The sequence below is a fragment of the Gordonia sp. YC-XJ4 genome (assembly GCF_059511865.1).
In genome coordinates this window covers 5,311,270-5,329,246 of record NZ_CM183447.1, presented here as the reverse complement: position 1 = coordinate 5,329,246, position 17,977 = coordinate 5,311,270, and the positions used below count along the sequence as shown (strand labels likewise).

Below are 17,977 nucleotides of genomic sequence, written 5' to 3'. Positions count from 1 at the left end.
TCGCTCCCGCTGCCGATTGCGTCCGGGTACGGTCCGTACATGAGGTCACTCACCCGCGTCCTGGTCGTCCTCGCCGCGTTGGCCACGCTCGGGGCCCTGGTGCCCGCAGCAGCGCATGCCACGCCGTCGTCGGGTGTCACGGCGGTGACCCTGGCCGAAGGTGACATACCCGCCGACCTGCTGCCGTTCGTGCCGCGTGGGGTGCATGTGGCGGTCCGGGAGATCACCATCGCACCCGGCGGAAGCACCGGGTGGCATTATCACGACGGGGAATTGATCGGGTTGGTGCGGGCCGGCACGCTGACCCATCCCGGCGCCGACTGCGCACCCGTCGTCTACCGCACCGGCGACATCATCAAAGAGCCTGCAGGACAAGTGAATACTCACATCGGGCGAAACCTCGGTACCGAACCGGTGGTGCTCGACGTGCTCTACCTGATCCCGTTGGGCAAGCCGCTGTTCGAGGATGCGGCCGCACCGGCGTGCGACGCGCCGCGCTGACGCGTTACGCAACCGACGCCCCTCATCGCCGAAAGTGATTGCCATTCCATGAGTCCACGCACAACCATCGTGATCACCGGTGCCAGCGACGGCATCGGGGCGGTCACTGCCCGAACCCTTGCGGCACCTGATATCGACCTGATCCTCGTCGGCCGTTCCGCCGACAAACTCGACGCCGTCACCGCCGACACCGGTGCGGTGGGATTCACCGCCGACTATGCGGAACTCGACGACGTCCGCCGGCTCGCCGAGAAGATCCGCGAGCACACCGACCACATCGACGTACTGCTCAACAACGCCGGCGGTACCTTCGATCCCCGGCACCCCACGCCCGACGGGCACGAACCCAACTTCCAGATCAACCATCTCGCACCGTTTCTGCTCACCAATCTGCTCCGGGATCGACTGGCGGCGCCGGACGCCTGCCTGGTGGTCAACACCGCCAGCGTCGGTAACCTGGCCGGTCACGTCGACCTGTCCGATCTGGACTACCGACGCCGACGCCCCATCGGTCTGCATTGTTACGGCACCGCGAAACTGATGAACATCCTGTTCACCCGTGGCATCGCCCAACGGTGGATTGACGATGGAATCGTCTCCGCCGCAGTACATCCCGGTCCCGCGGCGACGAGTTTCGGCCGTGACTCGGCGTTCGTCGGACTCCTGTATCGCACGCCGCTGCGCCACATCGGGACCATCACGCCCGACAAGGGTGCGCAACCGCTGATCGAGTTGGCCCGCCGCGGCCCCGACCCGGAGATCAACGGGGTGTACTTTCATCGGCACAAAGCCAAGGGACCCGAGAACCGTCAGGCTCACGATCAACGACTGATCGACGGGTTGTGGTCGGCATCGGCACAATTGGTGGGGGTCGACCCCGGCTGACCGTTCCACCATGACACCAACCACTCCGAGGAGATCAGATGTCCCGTCCACCGCTTCCCGAGGCCGCCCGCGAGTTGTTGGCCAAGGCCAACCCCGCAGTCATGGCGACCGTACGATCCGACGGCGCACCCGTGTCGGCGGCCACGTGGTACCTCCTCGACGGCGACCACGTGCTGCTCAACATGGACGACGAACGCGTCCGGCTGCGGCATCTGCGCAACGACCCGCGGGTCACGCTGACGGTCCTCGCGGAAGACAGCTGGTACACGCACGTGACGTTGATCGGCGAGGTCGTCGACTTCCGCGCCGACGACGGGTTCGCCGACATCGACCGCATCTCCCGGCACTACGGCGGCCGGCCGTACCCCGACCACGAGCGGCCCCGGACGACTGCGCTGATGGCTGTGCAGCGGTGGTACGGCTGGGGTGCCATGCAGGACAACGATCAGGCGTCACCGACCGGCGACTGACCGCGGGACCGAGAGGCCGGGGAGGACAGCAAGCTGGAACGTCGCATTCAGCGGCCCTTCAGCAACGCTTCGCACAATGAGTGGACAACCGCCGGTGACCTGTCGATCACGGTGAACGACCCGGCGGTGCCAGGAGTTGCCCGTGCCCACCCCACCACCCCTTGTTCATGCCCGATGGATCACCGCCGGGGTGTGCGCCGGTGCAGTCGTCGCCACCGGCGCCATCGCCGGCGGACTGGCCTTGAGCGGCGATTCGCACGCCGCGACCACCTCGACCGGCGCCACCGCCCCGACCGGCACCACCGCCCCGACCACGTCGTCGTCACCGGACACCGGTGACAACGACGGATCGGGGTGGACGCCGACCGCTCCCGCGCAGACCACCGAGAGCGCCCCGCACGCCCACACGGGTGCGTCATGACCGCCACCACCACCGACGTCGGACGGCCGGTGTACGCGTCATCGCTGCGCGCGATCGGCACCGACGTACGGGTGGTCGTGACCGAGCCGGCGGCCCTGCCGCAGGCACGCGAGTTCCTCGTCGTCGCGCTCGCACAGCTCGACCTGGTCGCCTCGCGGTTTCGTCCCGATTCCGAACTGTCTCGCACCAACGGTCTGGCAGCGGCGACGGCAGGCGGTGGGCGCGAACAGCTGACGGTGACCGTGTCACCCGAACTGGCCGAACTCCTCACCGTCGCGCAGCGCGTGGAGAACCTGACCGACGGCCTGGTGACTCCCGCGACCGGTGCTGCCCTGGTGGCCGCTGGATATGACGCCGACCTCGACGTGGTGCGCAGTAGCGAGACCACGACGGAACCCGTTCGCCCCCAGCCCACTCCGACACCCCGCATCGGGCTCACCGGATGTCGACTCACCCTGCTGGCGGGCACGATGCTCGACCTCGGGTCCAGCGCCAAGTCTCATGCCGCGCAACGGAGTGCGAATCGGATCGCCGAGTATGTCGGTGTCGGTGTGCTGGTCGACCTCGGCGGCGACATCGGCTGTGCCGGAACACCTCCGCGCGACGGATGGCGGATCGGCGTGCGTGACTGGACCGGCCGCACCCGACAGACGGTGCGTGTCCATGCCAATCAGGCCTTCGCCACCTCGTCCACTCGCGTGCGGACCTGGCGGCGTGGCGCACGGATCGTGCACCACATCATCGATCCCCGCACCGGCACACCGGCGCGAACACCGTGGGCGCAGGTCACCTGTATGGCCGCAGACACCGTCCTCGCCAACGCTGCCTCGACGGCAGCGGTGATCGCCGCGGACGACGCACCGGAGTGGTTGACGCGCAGGAGAATACCGGCACTTCTCGTCGACCACGACGGCCACGAGTATCGGGTCGCCGGATGGCCGGAGGCCTCGACCGGTGAGGCGATCTGATGGACAGCACCTGGTTGTGGTACTTCTCGCGAGCCGCCGGGGTGATCACCCTGCTGATGTTCACCGGAGTGCTCGTACTCGGCGTACTCACCGCGGGTGATGGCATCCGGTCGGCGCGCACGACGACGGTCGTGACCGCTGTGCATCGCGCACTCGCGATGGCGGCCATCGTGTTCCTCGGGGTGCACGTGCTCACCGCGGTCCTCGACACCTATGTGCATGTCGGCTGGTGGGCCACACTGATGCCGCTGGCATCGGGCTATCAGCGGATGGACGTGGCGTTCGGAACCGTCGCCGCCGACCTCGCACTCGCCGTGATCGTGAGTTCGGTTCTGCGGTACCGAATTCCCGAGCGGTGGTGGCGCTCCATCCACTGGGCCACCTATGCGGTGGCGGTGTGCGCACTCACCCACGGACTCCTGATGGCGGCCTCCGATACCCCGGTGCTCACCGGGATCACCATCGGCGCCACGGTGCTCGCTGCGCTGGCCGTGGTATGGCGTCTCCTGAAACCCGTGCTGACAGCGCACAGCCGACCGTCTCGATCGGCGATTCCGATGCGGGAGTGGACATGACCGATCTCGTCGACCTGGTGTCCCGCGCAGGGCTCGGCGGTCGCGGCGGCGCGGGTTTCTCGACAGCGATCAAACTGCGTGCCGCGCAGGAGCGCAACGCGATATTGGTGATCAATGCCTGTGACGGGGAGTCGGGAGCGGCCAAGGACGCCACCGTGATCGCGCGACATCTCGACGAGGTGCGCGCGGCCGCGCATCGCATTGCCGTGGACAACACGGTGATCGCCGCTCACCGGGGATCGGACACACTCGCCCGGCTGCAGGCCGCCGGGGCGAGGTGGCTTGAGGTGCCGAATCGCTATGTGGCGTCCGAGGAATCGTCGTTGGCGTCGCTCGCCGCCGGTGGTCCCGCACAGCCCCTCATGCGATTCGCGCCGATCACCTCCGGCGCCCGCGACGCCGCCGGCCGTCCGATCGCCCCCACCGTGGTGTTCAACGCCGAAACGGTATGGCGCATCGAGCAGATCGCGCGGCGCGGGCCGGAGTGGTTCCGGTCGTACGGTACCGACGACGAACCGGGACCCCGGCTGGTCACCATCGGTGGCGCGGTCCGTCGCCCGGGTGTGTACGAGACGGCGGCCGGGGTTAGCCTCGCCCACCTACTCGATCTGGCGGGCGGGCCGACGGGGCCTTCGGAGTTCCTGTGGCTCAACGGAGTCGGCGGTGGTCTGATCCCGACTCAGGTGGCGCAGACGGTGCGATGGTCACGTGCAGGTCTGCGTCCGCACGGTCTGGGAGTCGGTCCGGCGATCGTCCATGCGGTTCCCGCCCACACGAACATCTGGGGGTTGGTGGCCGGTGTGGTGGCACGGGCGATCAGCGAGTCCGCAGGACAATGCGGTCCCTGCGTGTTCGGTCTACCCGCACTGGCCGAGGTCGTGCACCGGGTGATCGAAGGTCGCGGAACCGTCGCGGACCGCCGACTGCTCGCCCGGCGACTGTCGTTGCTGCACGGGCGTGGGGCGTGCCGTCATCCCGACGGTGTGGCCGGGTTCGTCGAATCCGCGTTGCGAGTGGCCGGTCACCGTCTGCCGGCGCTCGCCGCGTTCTCGACCACCACCGATGGCGAGGTCGCGTGATGTCGATCCGTGATCGTCTCGCCGGAATCGCCGCACCCGATACCGATGCCCGGCTCACCGTGGACCGGATCGCCTGCGAGGGGCGCGGGATCTGTTCGGAGCTGTTGGCGCCGGCTTTCACCTCGGACGAGTGGGGATACCCCATCGTGCACGACGAGCACGTCGACCCCGACCTCGGTGCCACCGCGATCCGGCTGTGTCCGGTGCGGGCATTGCGCTGGCGGTGAGTGACAGCGTGCTCTGAGTGACAGCGTGCTCAGTCCACCCACACCGACCGGGCGCCGGCGTCGCCCACCAGGACCACCATCACGAGCGTGCCGACGGCGACGACGACGGTCGCCGCCGCCAGGATGACCGTCGTCATCCGGATGACCCGAGCCGACGGCCGCCACGGCACACGGGCCAGGATGCGCTCGTCATGCGCCGCCCACCACAGCACGGTGAGCGCGAACAGTGTTGCCACCCAAGCGATCATCTGATCGCCGAGCTCGGCATGGCGGAGGAGGTCGGGGTTGGCGGCGACACGTTTCTGCAAGGCTTCGCCCGCCGAGGTGGTCAGCGGGGTCACGACGACGGCGATCGTGACGACGAGTGGCGGCAGGATGCCGAGACGGCGGCGAGCGCTCGGCCAGACCGCGCTGGCGCCGGCGAGTAGTGCGGCGAGCGGAATCGCCACGACCGCGAGGTGAACGAACAGGGGATGCGCAGGGATACCGTTGATCGTGTCCATGGGCCAGAAGTGTTGCGCTCGTCCGCTGAAGAATCGCTGAAAAGCCGATACCCACAGCTGGTTTTGGCGATCCGGTGAATCCGCTCGGGGTGACCGGCCGTCAGGCCGCGGCGTCGGCGGACGCGGCGGTCACCACAGCAAGGGAGCGGCGTTGTTGGACCAGATAGACTGCGGTGCTCAGCGCGGTCCATGCCGCGAGCACCACGAAGGGTGCCGCGTGCTGGTGATGGGGAAAGTAGATGGCGGTGTGCAAGGCACTGACCGTCGAACCCGGCGGAAGCCACCCACCGATGCTCGCCAGGATGCGCGGTAGGAGCGGCCACGCCACCGAACCGCCCGACGACGGGTTGCCGAGCAGGATCATCACCGCCCACGTCGGCAGGATCGCCCACCGGCCCATCAGCGAACTGAACATCGTGAAGATCATGCCGCTCGTGAACATGGTGAACGCCACGATGAACCAGGCCTCGAAGAACGGCAGATCGAGCGTGGCCACCACCCGGTCGACGGTGAAGGTCACCAACAGCCCGCCCAGAAGTGAGTAGGCGCTCGTGAATCCGATACGCTCCCACGGTTTCAGCGCGGCCGCGTGTACACCGAGCTGGATGGCGCCGACGAACCCGACGACGACCGCCGCGATCGTCATGTAGAAGACCGTCAGACCATGCGGGTCGCCGTCCTGCAACGGATGCAGGTCCCGAACCGTGACCGTGTACCCGGCCCGCTGCGCGGCGGGCGGAAGGGTATCGGTGAGCAGTGATGCCACCGCCTGACCCGATGCACTCGAGATATCAAGGGTCATCAGCCGATTCGGCGTCGAGATCTCCACGATCGCGAACACCCGTTGCTCGGCCAGCTGCTCGGCGCCGCTCGCCCGGTCGGCCACAGAGGTGATGTCGAGCGAGCTGCCGATCGCGTCCTCGAGATCACTCTCGAGCATTCGTGACTGTGCGGTCGGAAGGCTGCCGACGACGGCGATCGGGATGGTCTCCGGCCGGGGATTGGCCGTCGCGTACGTGTAGGAACCGACGAACAGGGCAACCGCCACACTGCACAGCAGGGTGACCACGGTCGCCGGGAGGAAACGCGACCCGCGGAAACGACGCCACTTCTCGGCGGTCTGCTCCAGGATGCGCACCGTCCCAGCGTAGGGGAGCCGGTGGTGTTGCCGCGCGAGTCAGACCAACCGGACACGAGTACCGGTCACGCCGAGGCCGCGACCGTTTCCAGGGTGCGGATCACGCGCTCGGTGTCGTACCGATCACCGATGGTGATCCGCAGACCGTGTGGCCGATATGGTGTGACCGAAATCCCGCACGCGATGAGGACCTCGCCGAGAGCGACGCCCTCGGCGCCGGGCAAGAACAAGAAGTTGGCCTGACTGGGAAGCGCGTTGGCGCCTGCGGCTCGCAGTCTGTCGGCAAGACATCTGCGTTCGATCCGCATCCGCCGTACCCGCTCCGACAACTCGTCGGACAAGTCCAGGGTCAGTGGAACCGCGAGTTCGGCGAGTGATCCGACGGCGAAAGGCACTTCGTGAGAACGTAATTCGTCGATCAACGGAATCGGGCCCACCCCGTACCCGACGCGCAATCCGGCAAGGCCATGGGCCTTGCTGAAGGTCCGGACCGCGACGACACGTGGATGTGTTGAGAGCATCTCTGCGAGATCCGGTGCGGTATCCGAGAATTCGAGATAGGCCTGATCGATGATCACGGTCACGTCGTCGGGTAGCGCGGTACAGAAGTCGAGTAATTCCGAGCAATCGAGTACCGCGCCGGTCGGGTTGTGCGGTGAGCACACTGCGACCGCGACGGTCTCGGGGCCGACCCGCTCGTACAGTTTCTGCAGATCGGGGCGGCCGTGAACATCGAGGGGTAGGCCGCGGAGCCGTAGCCCGAGGCTGCCGGCGAGTATCGGGTAGCCACCGAACGTGGGTATCGGCGTCAGTAATTCGGGTGACGATACGCCGCGTCGAGCACCATGGCTCACGGCGCAGTGCAGCGCGGCGGCGAGCACGCCGGTGGCACCCGGACCCACCGTCACCGCGTCGTCGTCGACGCCGAGATGTCCGGCGATGGTGCGGCGCGTGCGGTGCGGCAGGAACTCGGGATAGCGGTTGAGCGAGGGCACCGCATCGGTCAGGGCGCGCGCCAGGCTCGGCAGCGGCCCGTATGCGGATTCGTTGAGATCGAGCCGGACTCGTTGCGGTGCAGCAGATCTCTGTGATGAGATTTGAAGGGGTGGGTCGGGAGCCGGGCGCAGGTGACGGGTCATCGTCTGCCGGCCCAGCGGATGGCGGTGGCCGCAGCGAAGTCGCCGGCGTGGGCGAACGCCGACATCATCACCACGTCGCCGGGTCGGACACGTCCGTCGTCGATCGCGGTGTCGAGTGTGGTGGGAACACCGACCGCGAACAGGTTGCCGCACTCGTCGAAGGTGTCGGGGTGACGCTCGGCGGGGAGTTCGAGCGCTTCGCGCCAGTTGCGCAAGAAGATTCGATTGGGCTGATTGGTGATGAACCAATCCAGCGCCGACGGAGCGATACCGATCGCATCGGCCACCTCGATCGCCACCTCGGGGACCATGCGGTTACCGCGCGCGAGCACCTTGGTGATGCGCGACTCGGTGAAGCCGATGTGGATTTGTCCGGGCCCGGCCTCCCAGTATTTGCGAGAAGGAGACGACACCGACGCCATGTCCGCCGAGTACTCACCGAAGGAGTGGGCGGCCGACCCGAGAATCGGCGACCCGTCGTCACCGAGGGTCAACAGTGCTGCGGCCGAACCATCGCCGGGGATGGCGGCCTGGGCTTTGCCCCGCACCTGCTCCTGGGTGAAGATCTGTGCCGCGCTGTTCTGTGCGAGCGCGATCAACGCCGCTCCACCACCGTCGGCGCGAAGCAACGAACCGGCGATGTCGATCATGTGCATGAACGCCGCACACCCCGCGTTGTGGACGTCGAGGACGGTCCGGGGCCGCAATCCCAGCCGATGCGCCAACTCGCCACCACACCCCCGCACCGGGACCTCGGGCAGCTGACTGTGGGTGAGCACGATGCTCACCTCATCGAGGTACTCGGACCCGTGGCGATCGGTGAGAACGCCTGCCGCCGAGACCATCATGTCCGCCGACGTCTCACCGTCGGCGGCATGATGGCGAAAAGCGGGTGCCGCGAACATCACGTTGCCCGCAAGGTCGTCGTCGGCGGCGTACCGGGCGAAATAGTCGGCCGGGACCCGGTTGTCGGGGAGATAGGCTGCGAGATCACGCAGGACCACCGGTGAGCGGGTCGGATCAAGTCTGGTCGAGGCGGTCATGACGTCATCCATTCCGGGGTGAGGGGCAGGTTGTTGTGGTGGCGGAACTCGGCGATCGCCGTGAGATTGTCGAGCTCGAGTTGGTGTCCGGCAGAGAACATCTCCCAGAAATCGCCGACCCATACCGGGCGATCGGGCGGCGCGGTGTCGGGGTAGGGATTCTCGTCGTAGAAGGGATGCCGGCAGTTGTTCCACAGCACCACCGAACCCGGACGATTCAACACCACCTGCGCATCGACGACCCGCATCAGGTAGATCATCCACAGGTGTTCGCCCTGATCCCATGCACAGTGGTAGTCGACGGTCATCGCATTCGGGTCGGAGATGGTGCGGGTGTAGATGTCGGTGTTGTCACCGAGCCGGTCCTGGGCGACCCACAGGCCGGGCTCGTCGGTTTCGGTGAATCCGCGCAGACTGTAGGTCCATTCCTCCAGCGAGCGGGTGTCGGAGAGCCAGGAGAACAGCTCGCGGGGCGGTGCGTCCACGTATCCCTGGATCGGGCAGAACTGCCCGAAGATCTTGTCGTGCGGGTACACCGAGCGCAGCATGTCGACGATGATCGGGGTCGCCACCGTGCGGGGGTGGGTCTCGACGCGGATGAGCCCGTCGATGTCGGCGACGCGGTCCCCGAGGTCGGCGAGCGGGGCGGGCTGACTGGTCATGCGGAGTCCTCTCGGGGCAGGAAGGGGGCGAACGGTGGAACCTCATCGCTGTGGCATTCGACGACAAGACAATTGGGTCCGCGCTCGGCGAAGAGCGCCGCGCAGGCGGCGCTTGTGCCGGCCGCATCGTGGGGATGGCGGACCGTCACGCCGGTATACAGCACCGACACGGCGCCGGCGATATCCGACGTGCGAAATCGGTTGACACCGACCGTCTCCGGAAAGTACAGATTCTCCCGCGTCACGCACATGCCGTGGGCGTTGTTGTTGAGGACGATCAGGGTGACCGGGGCGTCGTGCTCCACGGCGGTGTGAAACTCCATGCCGTGCATGAAGAACGCACCGTCGCCGGCGATCACCACGCTTCGCCGGGACGGATCGTCGATGGCGGCCCCGATCCCCGCGGCGATCGCATATCCCATGCCGCCCATGCCGAGGGCGACGGTGAAGCGGCCGGAGCGGCGCGGCGTCAGATGGTGTAACGCAGCGGCTCCGGCGTTGCCTGCGTCGGCGAAGACGTGCGCATCGTGGGGTAGGTGTGCGTCGATCGCCGTCATGAGTGCCGGTAGGCCCGGCAGATGCGGATCGGGGGCCGGCGGTGTCGTCAGGTATTCGACAACCGCACGCGGCGGGCGACGCGGCGGGAGCCGACGCAGGGACGCGGACTCCGCGAGATGGATGAGCGCCGTGGCGATCGAGGTGACCGCGACGGTCTTGCTGGGATACCGAGGAGGCTGTTCGCCAACGTGATACAGCTCGATACCGTCGAGCAGGTCGTCGAGGTCACCACGATCGGTGACCGTCATCCGAGTGCCGAGCGCCAGGCACACGTCGGCGTCGGCGAGGGCCCGCCGTGCCGACGGATGGCCCATCACCCCGGTGACCCCTGCGTGCGTGGTGAGGTCGGTGACGGCATCGGCGCCACCGGGAGCGGCGACGATCGTGGCACCGAGCATCGTCGCGATCGCGCTGACGGTCTCGCCCGCATGGGAGCGCGACACCTCGTCGCCGACCCACACACACGTGTGTGCGCCTGCGGTGACGCGCTCGGCGAGGAACGTGGCCAGGGTGTCGAGGGCTGCCGATGTCTCCTCCGCGGCATCGGTAACGTCCGCAGTGCCGATGCCGGTGCTGACCGTCCCGTCATAGCGCTGCGTCTGAACGTCTTTCGGCACGATCAGGGCGGCGGGCAGGCCGCGGCGCAGCGCGGCGAACGACTGGGCGAGTGCAGACCCGAGGTCGGCCGCCGAGCGCACCACCGCACAGTATCCGGTGATGCCGCCGAGGACGGCGGTGAGATCGATGGTGTCGGGGGGATCGAGCATGTCCTGGAAGGCACCGCGCCCGGTCAGTGGTGTCGGGGGTGCACCGATCACCGCGAGTACCGGAACCCGGCTGTCGTAGGATTCCGCCAGCGCAGCAACCACATTCAGCGCGCCCCCGCCGGATGTGGTCACGACCATGCCCGGCCGCCCGGTCATCCGCGCCACCCCGTCGGCCATCGCGCCCGCCGCGAACTCGTGTTTGGCAACCACCATCGGCATGCCGATCACCGCTCCGGTGGCGTACACGTCCTCGATGTTGGCGCCGTGGACCCCGAACACCGCGCTGATTCCGTGCTCACGTGCGGCCTCGAGGATGCACTCGGCGACGGTACCTGCGGCAACCATGCTCTGCACTCTTCGCCGGATCACCTGAAGAGCCGCTGAAAGCCGACACTGGTCGACGCCAGAAGCATCGAATAGACTGTGCGACCAGCGTTCCACGCGGACCGATGCCCTTACCAGCCGACTCGTGACCGCCGGACGCGGGACGGACCGAGCAGTGAAGAGAACTTTGTCGTCGCCCATCGCCCGATGGGGTGTGCGAGTGCAGTCGACGGTGATCGCGGCGATCGTGGTGGCCGTCGCTCTCGGGATCGGCGGCGCGGTGACGCTGTACATGTTGCACCGCGCGAACACCGACGCGATGTATCGATCCACCGCCCGGCAGGCCTACCAGATCGCCACCGCCATCACCCACGGCGGACCCGCCGCCGTTGACTCCGACGATCTCGCCCCCGGCGCCGGTGTGGATGTGATGCAGGTGCTCGACGAGCAGGGCGAGGTCGTGGTGGCCTCACCGGGGGCGCCGACCGGCGCGGTGACACTCGCCGGATACCAGTCGGCCGGGGCGGGCACCGTACCGGCCGACGACTCACCGGTCTACGCCGACGATGTCTACATCCCCGGATTCCATGGCGAGTACTGCGCGACAGCGGTGACGGCCAGGTATGCGGGACAACGCTATTCGGTCATCGCGCTCGACCGCGCGAGCGGCATTCGCAGCAGTGAATGGACGATGGCCTCGATCATGGCCGTCGAACTGCCGATGGTCGTGATCCTCGGCGCCGGGGCGGTCTACCTCCTCGTCGGCCGGTCCCTGCGGCCGGTGTCACGAATCTCCCGGCGGGTCAATGAGATCAGTGCGAGCCGTCTCGGGCAACGCGTACCGGTACCCGAGGCGCACGACGAGATCCGAGCGCTGGCAGTGACGATGAACGGGATGCTGCGCCGACTGGAGTCCAGCCACGACGCACAACTGCGCTTCGTCGGTGATGCCTCCCACGAACTGCGCAGCCCACTGACCACCGTCGTCGGACTCCTCGACCTCGCTGACGATTCCCACACCGCGATCGACACGGAAACGGTTCGGGCCGTGCTGCTTCCCGAGGCACGACGAATGCAACACATCGTCGACGACCTGTTGCTGTTGGCCCGAGCCGACGAACGTGGGCTGCCGCTGCAGCGGATCGAGGTCGACCTCGACGACATCGTCGGCGCCGAGATCGCTCGGCTCAGATCGTCGAACACCGTTGTGGTGGAACCGCATCTGGCGCCTGTTCGAGTGGTCGGTGACCGGGAGATGATCGCGCGCGCCGTCCGCAACCTCACCGACAACGCCGCCCGGTACGCTCGCTCCCTGGTGTCGTTGTCGTTGCGCGCCGACGGAGACGACGCGGTGATCACCGTCGGCGATGACGGTCCGGGTATCCCGGAAGCGCAGCGCGAGCGCATCTTCGACAGGTTCGCCCGAGTTGACGCCGACCGGCGTCAGGGATCCGGTGCCGGGCTCGGCCTGGCCATCGTGCGGGAGATCGTTCGTGCCCACGACGGCAGCGTCGTGGTGGCCGAGAGAACCGGTGGCGGTGTCGACTTCGTTGTGCGACTACCGATGCCGGCGGCCGAGAATCTCTCTTCGGCGGACCAAGGCCCTGCTCAGTCCTCCCGCAGCCGGTAGCCGGCTCCGCGCACGGTTTCGATGGAGGACACCCCGAACGGCTGGGGCACTTCTGACCCTGAAGTGGGTTATCCACAGCGCGCCTATTAGGCGCAACGCCTTCTCTCGCATAGGTTTTGAGTTGCGAAGATCAATACCTAGAGGAGTCGGCGTTGCGCACTGTGAGTGTACTGCAGAAGGTCGTGGGATTGGAGAAATCCCGCGTGATCGGTGTTCGTTTCGATGACGATGAGGACGGCGAGTTCCTCGTGGTCACGCTGCAGTTGCACAAACGGTCCGCTGGGCGGTGTCCGCATTGCGAGAAGCGTTGCGCCCGTTATGACCAGCGCAGTGCGAATCGCCGGTGGCGACACCTCGACCTGGGAGGGTGGCGGTGCGTCGTCGAGATGGCCTGCGTGCGGGTGTCGTGCCCGACGCATGGCGTGGTGACCGAATCGGTACCGTGGGCGCGAGCTGGGGCGCGGATGACGAGAGCCTTCGACGATCAGGTGGCGTGGCTGGCCGCGCACTGTCCGATGACCTCGGTGCAGGAGATGATGCGCGTGTCGTGGGCGACGGTCTCGCGGATCGTCGATCGTGTCGTCGCCGATCACGTCGGCGAGACTGATCGGTTGAATGGGTTGCGGCGCATCGGTATCGATGAGATTGCCTATCGCAAGGGTAGGCGCTATCTGCTCGTTGTGGTTGATCACGACACCGGCCGGTTGGTGTGGGCCGGCGAGGGTGCCACCAAGGACACCTTGAACCGGTTCTTCGATGACCTCGGGCCGCGACGGACCCGGATGCTCACGCATGTCACTGCCGACGGGGCTGAGTTTATCGCGACCGTGTTGGCCGAACGAGCACCCGACGTGTACGTGTGTATGGATCCGTTTCATGTGCTGCAGTGGGTTTCTCAAGCCCTCGACCGGTGTCGGTCGCGAGTGCTGAGCGGGATTGACGGCCTCTCGCAGAACGATCGGCGGCGTCTGCGCTGGGCGTTACTGAAGAATCCAGAGGATCTGACCGACGAACAAGAACATGCTCGACAGGGTGTCATCAACGCCGCCAACGATGTGTTGGCACGGGCCTATCAGCTCAAAGAGCTGCTCCGCCAAGTTCTTACCAGGAAGTTCGGCCACACCTGGCGCCAGCTGCAACGCTGGCTCAGTACCGCCGAGAACAGCGGTATCAGCGAGATGCAGACGGTCGCTCGGTCGGTCCGCTCACGCGAGATACAGATCTACAACGCGGTCACCTGCAACATGTCCAACGGTCGTGTGGAAGCCACCAACACTCACCTGCGCGCATTAACCAAGCGGTCCTACGGCTTTCACAGTCCACAAGCATTGATCGCCATGGCAACCCTGACCCGCGGGGGAGCGTGTCCCGCTCTGCCGCAGCGGAAATGACCCACTCTTACGTGAGGAGCGCCACGGCTGGTCGATACGCCGGCGGAGGTAGCCGATGTACACCTCGATGATGTTCTCGTCTCCGGTGTAGTTCTCATCCCAGACCGATTGCAGGATGGAATGTTTGGACACGACGGTGCCCTTGCGGCGCATCAGGTGTTCGAGTACCGAGTATTCCCGGGGTGTCAGCGTGATGACCTGCCCGGAGCGGGTGACCACCCGCTGGGCCGGGTCGAGACTGAGCGTTCCGGCGGTGAGCACGGCGGGGCGCTCCCGGCCGCCGCGCCGCACCACGGCCCGCAGATGCGCGTTGAGCACCACCACCGAGAAGGGTTTGACCAGGTAGTCGTCGGCGCCGAAATCGAGGGCCTCGGCCTGGTCGTACTCGCCGTCCTTGGCCGAGAGCATCACCACCGGTGTCCAGACCTCACGTCGCCGCAACTCGCGAACCACCTCGAACCCGTTGAGGCCGGGCAGGATGATGTCGAGCACGATCGCATCGAACTCCTCGGCGCTCGCCTGGGCCAGGGCGTCCACACCGTCGCCGCTGACCGTGACGTTCCACCCGGCGGTGGTGAGTACCCGGCGGACGGTCTCGGCCACATTCGCGTCGTCGTCGACGACCAGCACCCGCACGCGGTCTCCACTTCGGTGTTCGGCAGGCCCCGGCCCGAGGTCGACTCTACTACCGCCCGGTGCGGACTTCCGGGAGTGCCGACTGCCCGCAAGAGTCTCGACGGCCGTATCAGCTCTACTGGGCCGTCAGTCCCGCTTCAGCTGCGCCCGCGGTGAGTTCTTCGAGGCCGAAGGCGTCGACCGGTCCGAGCGCGCCACTGGTGCGCAGGCCACCCGACAGTGCCCGCTGGGCGCCCCAGGCGAGGATCGAGGCGGTGAAGGTGTAGGGATCGACACCGGTGAGCGTCGTCGACGCCAGCACCGCGCCGTTCGCGTCGAGCGCCTCTGCGACGATCCACGACGACGTGCTCGCCCGTTGCTCCGCGGTCGGTCCGCCCGTCGATCCCTTCACGACCCGGGAGAGGACGGCGTCGCCAAAGGCCTTGAGCGGAGCGATCTGCGCGGCGATCGAGGTGACCCGGGTGCCGATCTGCAGGGCGCGTGCCGCGGCCGGCGGAGAGCTGAGATAGACGTCGACGTCGCGCAGACCCGGATACGAATGGGGCAGGGCGAGATGCTCCGACGCCGGAATCGACGCCGCGGTGCGGGAGGCGCCGTTGACGGTGAAGGTGTGCACGCGTTCTCCCAGACGTGCCGGACGAAGTCGCCCGTCGCGCAACGAGAATCCGGACTCGAACATCATGCCGGCCATCGACGCCCGGGTGCCGCCGCTGGTGCCGGGATCGACGATGCCGTAACATATTCGGACCCCCGTCGCCTCGAGACTGTCGGCGAGAGCCAGGCCCGCGGCGAGATTGCCGGGGACATAATCGAATCCGAAGGCGCTGAGCAGCCCGATGTTCTTCTCGCGGGCCTCGGCGTCCCGGTCGAACACGGCGCGGATGAAGGGCCCCTCGCCGGTGGAGTCGAGGTAGTGCGCACCGGCGGCGAGTGCGGCGTCGAGCGCGGGCCGCCCGTACCGCAGGAATGGGCCAACCGTGCTGATCAGCACATCACCCGATTCCAGCAGTGCACGAACCGATGTCGGGTCGGTGACATCGGCGACGGCGGTGTCGGCGCCGCCGATGTCGGTGGCCACCGAGGCCAAGGCGGACCGGTTGCGGGCGGCCAGCAGTGGCTCGACACCCCGCGCCCGAAGCGCGGCGGCTGTCAGCCGCCCGGTGTATCCCGTCGCCCCGAACAACACGATCTTCGACATCTGCGGCCCCCGCTCTCGACAAGTGTGCGACGTCGACGCTACACGGCAGGGCCTGAGGTTGAGGAGCGGCGTCAGAGGGGAAATCTCGATGTCATCACGATTGGTTTCCCCGACCCCACGACACCGGTAGTGCCCGCCTCAGACCTTCCGCAGCGCCTCGCGGACGTGTTCTTCTTCGGTACTGGTGATGCGCGACATCGCATACTTGAGCATCGGCGGTGCCATCACGGAGGTGACGATGGCGATCAGCACGATCACCGTGTAGACGCTGGCCGAGAACACCCCGATGCGCAATCCGGTCATCGCGATGACGATCTCCACGGCGCCCCGGGTGTTCAGCCCCGATCCCAATGCCACCGATTCCCAACGGGTTTGCCGCACCAGGCGGGCGCCGATGTAGGCGCCGGCGAATTTGGACGTGACGGCGAGCACCAGCAGTACCGCGGCGGTGAGCGCGACCGTAGGATCGGCCAGCAGACGCAGGTCCACCCGCAGACCTGCGGTCGCCAGGAAGATCGGCGCGAGCACCGTCATCGTGACCAGACGCAGCGGCTCGATGAGGGCGGGTCGGCGCGGACCGATCACCACGCCGGCGAGGAAAGCACCCAGGATCGCCTCGAGGTTCAGTGCTTGGGTGACGGCGGCGCAGGCGATGACGAGGGTGGCGCAGACCGGGACGAGGTATCCCGTTGCGGCCTCGGTCTTTTCGAGCTTGTCGAGCAGCGGCCGGATGAGTGGTTTGAGGACGAACACCGCAATTCCGATCGCGCCGACGGTTGCGATGAGCGCGGCCGCGACGTTGCCGCTGCGCAACCCGACGGTCGCCATCGATGACGTCACCGACAGCAGGACCCAGGCGACGGCGTCGTTGGTGCTGCCGACGGCGAGGATCAACTGGCCGATGTTGCGGTGCAACAACCCCATCTCGGTGAGGATCTTGGCGATCACCGGGATGGCGCTGACCGACAGCGCCGTCCCGAGCAGCAACGCCAGCACCGCGGGGGAGACGTCGTCGGCGCGCATGCTCGTGGGGATGAGGAATCCGGCCCCGATGCCCGCGCCGAGTGGAACGACGAACGCGAACACCCCGACCGAGGTCACCACGCTGGTGCGGCGCCGCACGAATGCGAGGTCGAGTTCGGCGCCGGCCAATCCGACGAGCAGGATGACTCCGAGTTGACCGATGGCGTCGATCAGGTTCAACCGGGCGGCATCGGTCGGAAAGAGGGTGTGCTGCAGCCATGGCCACGCCTGTCCGAGGATGGACGGACCCAGAATGACGCCGGCGAGGATCTCGCCGACCACCGCGGGCATGCCGACTCGACGGGCGAGCCAGCCCAGCGCGATCGCCGAGGCGAGCAGCACGGCGAGCGCGAGCAGCATCGTCATCAATGTGCCGGCACCGATGAACGGCACCGGGGTCGCTGCGGCCTCGATCACGACCACCCTTCCCTCAGAATTAGCTAAGGCTACCCTGCATGGGAAGGTCTGATGAACACGGGTGGGGACGATCTACTTCCGGTTGAACGCCACCGCCGCGCGGATCAGCTCGACAAACGCATCGGCATCGAGTTGATCGTCTTCTTTGAGGTCGATGGCCCGACGGCTACCCGCGGTGAGGCTCGCGTTGAAAACCTTCCTCGGGTCGGGCAAGGAAGCACCGTGTCGGAAGCTGATCTTGATCTTGTCCTTGTAGGTCTCCAGGGTGCAGACCAGTCCGTCGAGCGAGAATGTGGGTACACCATCGGGATTGGACGGCTTGCGCCACTTGATCTCTTCGGTGATGTCGGGGTCGGCCTGCAGGATCAGGGTGCGCACCTCATCGGCGCGGGCTGCTCGCCAGTCGGTCGTCATGAGCAAAC

General features: G+C 67.1%; 20 protein-coding genes. 10 read left to right on the top strand and 10 right to left on the bottom strand.

Going from position 1 to position 17,977, the window contains the following annotated elements:
* Window positions 1-39: 39 nt before the first annotated feature.
* The 8 genes from AC5ZH6_RS23745 (at window position 40) to AC5ZH6_RS23710 (ending at window position 5,126) form a co-directional block, all read left to right on the top strand.
* A complete protein-coding gene (locus AC5ZH6_RS23745) occupies window positions 40-501 on the top strand; it encodes a cupin domain-containing protein (RefSeq protein ID WP_014361678.1) in 462 nt (153 codons plus the stop codon).
* A 48-nt stretch (window positions 502-549) separates the two neighbouring features.
* Complete coding sequence (locus tag AC5ZH6_RS23740) at window positions 550-1,386, top strand: SDR family NAD(P)-dependent oxidoreductase (protein WP_014361677.1); 837 nt, start codon at window positions 550-552, stop codon at window positions 1,384-1,386.
* 38 nt (window positions 1,387-1,424) lie between these two features.
* The gene (locus AC5ZH6_RS23735; RefSeq protein ID WP_014361676.1) at window positions 1,425-1,856 is read left to right on the top strand and encodes a PPOX class F420-dependent oxidoreductase; all 432 of its coding nucleotides are present in this window, start codon (window positions 1,425-1,427) and stop codon (window positions 1,854-1,856) included.
* Window positions 1,857-1,998: 142 nt separating this feature from the next.
* Window positions 1,999-2,277: a hypothetical protein gene (locus AC5ZH6_RS23730; protein WP_014361675.1), complete on the top strand. Its 279-nt coding sequence runs from the start codon at window positions 1,999-2,001 to the stop codon at window positions 2,275-2,277.
* Window positions 2,274-3,245, top strand: coding sequence for an FAD:protein FMN transferase (locus AC5ZH6_RS23725; RefSeq protein ID WP_014361674.1), 972 nt, complete (start codon window positions 2,274-2,276; stop codon window positions 3,243-3,245). Before AC5ZH6_RS23730 ends, AC5ZH6_RS23725 begins: the two co-directional genes overlap by 4 nt.
* Window positions 3,245-3,820, top strand: a complete 576-nt coding sequence (locus tag AC5ZH6_RS23720) for a ferric reductase-like transmembrane domain-containing protein (RefSeq protein ID WP_014361673.1) — start codon at window positions 3,245-3,247, stop codon at window positions 3,818-3,820. The genes AC5ZH6_RS23725 and AC5ZH6_RS23720 overlap by 1 nt, the downstream gene beginning before the upstream one ends.
* A complete protein-coding gene (locus AC5ZH6_RS23715) occupies window positions 3,817-4,899 on the top strand; it encodes an NADH-ubiquinone oxidoreductase-F iron-sulfur binding region domain-containing protein (protein ID WP_014361672.1) in 1,083 nt (360 codons plus the stop codon). Before AC5ZH6_RS23720 ends, AC5ZH6_RS23715 begins: the two co-directional genes overlap by 4 nt.
* Window positions 4,899-5,126 (top strand): ferredoxin, encoded by a 228-nt coding sequence (locus AC5ZH6_RS23710; protein ID WP_496167899.1) that lies wholly within the window; start codon window positions 4,899-4,901, stop codon window positions 5,124-5,126. The genes AC5ZH6_RS23715 and AC5ZH6_RS23710 overlap by 1 nt, the downstream gene beginning before the upstream one ends.
* A 29-nt stretch (window positions 5,127-5,155) precedes the next feature.
* Here AC5ZH6_RS23710 and AC5ZH6_RS23705 read toward each other — a convergent pair whose 3' ends face one another.
* The 6 genes from AC5ZH6_RS23705 to AC5ZH6_RS23680 form a co-directional block, all read right to left on the bottom strand.
* Window positions 5,156-5,629, bottom strand: coding sequence for a DUF2231 domain-containing protein (locus tag AC5ZH6_RS23705; protein WP_006367950.1), 474 nt, complete (start codon window positions 5,627-5,629; stop codon window positions 5,156-5,158).
* A gap of 100 nt (window positions 5,630-5,729) precedes the next feature.
* The gene (locus AC5ZH6_RS23700) at window positions 5,730-6,767 is read right to left on the bottom strand and encodes an ABC transporter permease (RefSeq protein WP_496167898.1); all 1,038 of its coding nucleotides are present in this window, start codon (window positions 6,765-6,767) and stop codon (window positions 5,730-5,732) included.
* A gap of 65 nt (window positions 6,768-6,832) precedes the next feature.
* Entirely contained in the window at window positions 6,833-7,906 is a 1,074-nt protein-coding gene (locus AC5ZH6_RS23695; RefSeq protein WP_271354288.1) for a pyridoxal phosphate-dependent aminotransferase, read from the bottom strand.
* Window positions 7,903-8,949 (bottom strand): 3-oxoacyl-ACP synthase III family protein, encoded by a 1,047-nt coding sequence (locus AC5ZH6_RS23690; RefSeq protein ID WP_079931010.1) that lies wholly within the window; start codon window positions 8,947-8,949, stop codon window positions 7,903-7,905. Before AC5ZH6_RS23690 ends, AC5ZH6_RS23695 begins: the two co-directional genes overlap by 4 nt.
* Complete coding sequence (locus AC5ZH6_RS23685; protein ID WP_271354287.1) at window positions 8,946-9,611, bottom strand: SRPBCC family protein; 666 nt, start codon at window positions 9,609-9,611, stop codon at window positions 8,946-8,948. Before AC5ZH6_RS23685 ends, AC5ZH6_RS23690 begins: the two co-directional genes overlap by 4 nt.
* Window positions 9,608-11,281, bottom strand: coding sequence for a thiamine pyrophosphate-binding protein (locus tag AC5ZH6_RS23680; protein WP_271354286.1), 1,674 nt, complete (start codon window positions 11,279-11,281; stop codon window positions 9,608-9,610). The genes AC5ZH6_RS23685 and AC5ZH6_RS23680 overlap by 4 nt, the downstream gene beginning before the upstream one ends.
* 154 nt (window positions 11,282-11,435) lie before the next feature.
* On the opposite strand from AC5ZH6_RS23680, the gene AC5ZH6_RS23675 reads away from it, so the two are divergent.
* Together AC5ZH6_RS23675 and AC5ZH6_RS23670 are read left to right on the top strand one after the other, a co-directional pair.
* Window positions 11,436-12,890 (top strand): sensor histidine kinase, encoded by a 1,455-nt coding sequence (locus AC5ZH6_RS23675; RefSeq protein WP_271354285.1) that lies wholly within the window; start codon window positions 11,436-11,438, stop codon window positions 12,888-12,890.
* Window positions 12,891-13,042: 152 nt separating this feature from the next.
* Window positions 13,043-14,281, top strand: coding sequence for an ISL3 family transposase (locus AC5ZH6_RS23670; RefSeq protein ID WP_440939899.1), 1,239 nt, complete (start codon window positions 13,043-13,045; stop codon window positions 14,279-14,281).
* On the opposite strand, the gene AC5ZH6_RS23665 is transcribed toward AC5ZH6_RS23670, so the two are convergent.
* From AC5ZH6_RS23665 to AC5ZH6_RS23650, 4 genes are all read right to left on the bottom strand, one after another.
* On the bottom strand, window positions 14,180-14,917 hold the full coding sequence (locus tag AC5ZH6_RS23665; protein WP_496167896.1) for a response regulator transcription factor: 738 nt from the start codon (window positions 14,915-14,917) through the stop codon (window positions 14,180-14,182). The two genes, AC5ZH6_RS23670 and AC5ZH6_RS23665, sit on opposite strands and share 102 nt — an antisense overlap.
* A gap of 115 nt (window positions 14,918-15,032) precedes the next feature.
* A complete protein-coding gene (locus AC5ZH6_RS23660) occupies window positions 15,033-16,115 on the bottom strand; it encodes a saccharopine dehydrogenase family protein (protein ID WP_271354284.1) in 1,083 nt (360 codons plus the stop codon).
* A 138-nt stretch (window positions 16,116-16,253) separates the two neighbouring features.
* Entirely contained in the window at window positions 16,254-17,555 is a 1,302-nt protein-coding gene (locus AC5ZH6_RS23655) for a cation:proton antiporter (RefSeq protein WP_288336063.1), read from the bottom strand.
* A 72-nt stretch (window positions 17,556-17,627) separates the two neighbouring features.
* Complete coding sequence (locus AC5ZH6_RS23650) at window positions 17,628-17,969, bottom strand: DUF1801 domain-containing protein (protein WP_288336061.1); 342 nt, start codon at window positions 17,967-17,969, stop codon at window positions 17,628-17,630.
* Window positions 17,970-17,977: the final 8 nt, after the last annotated feature.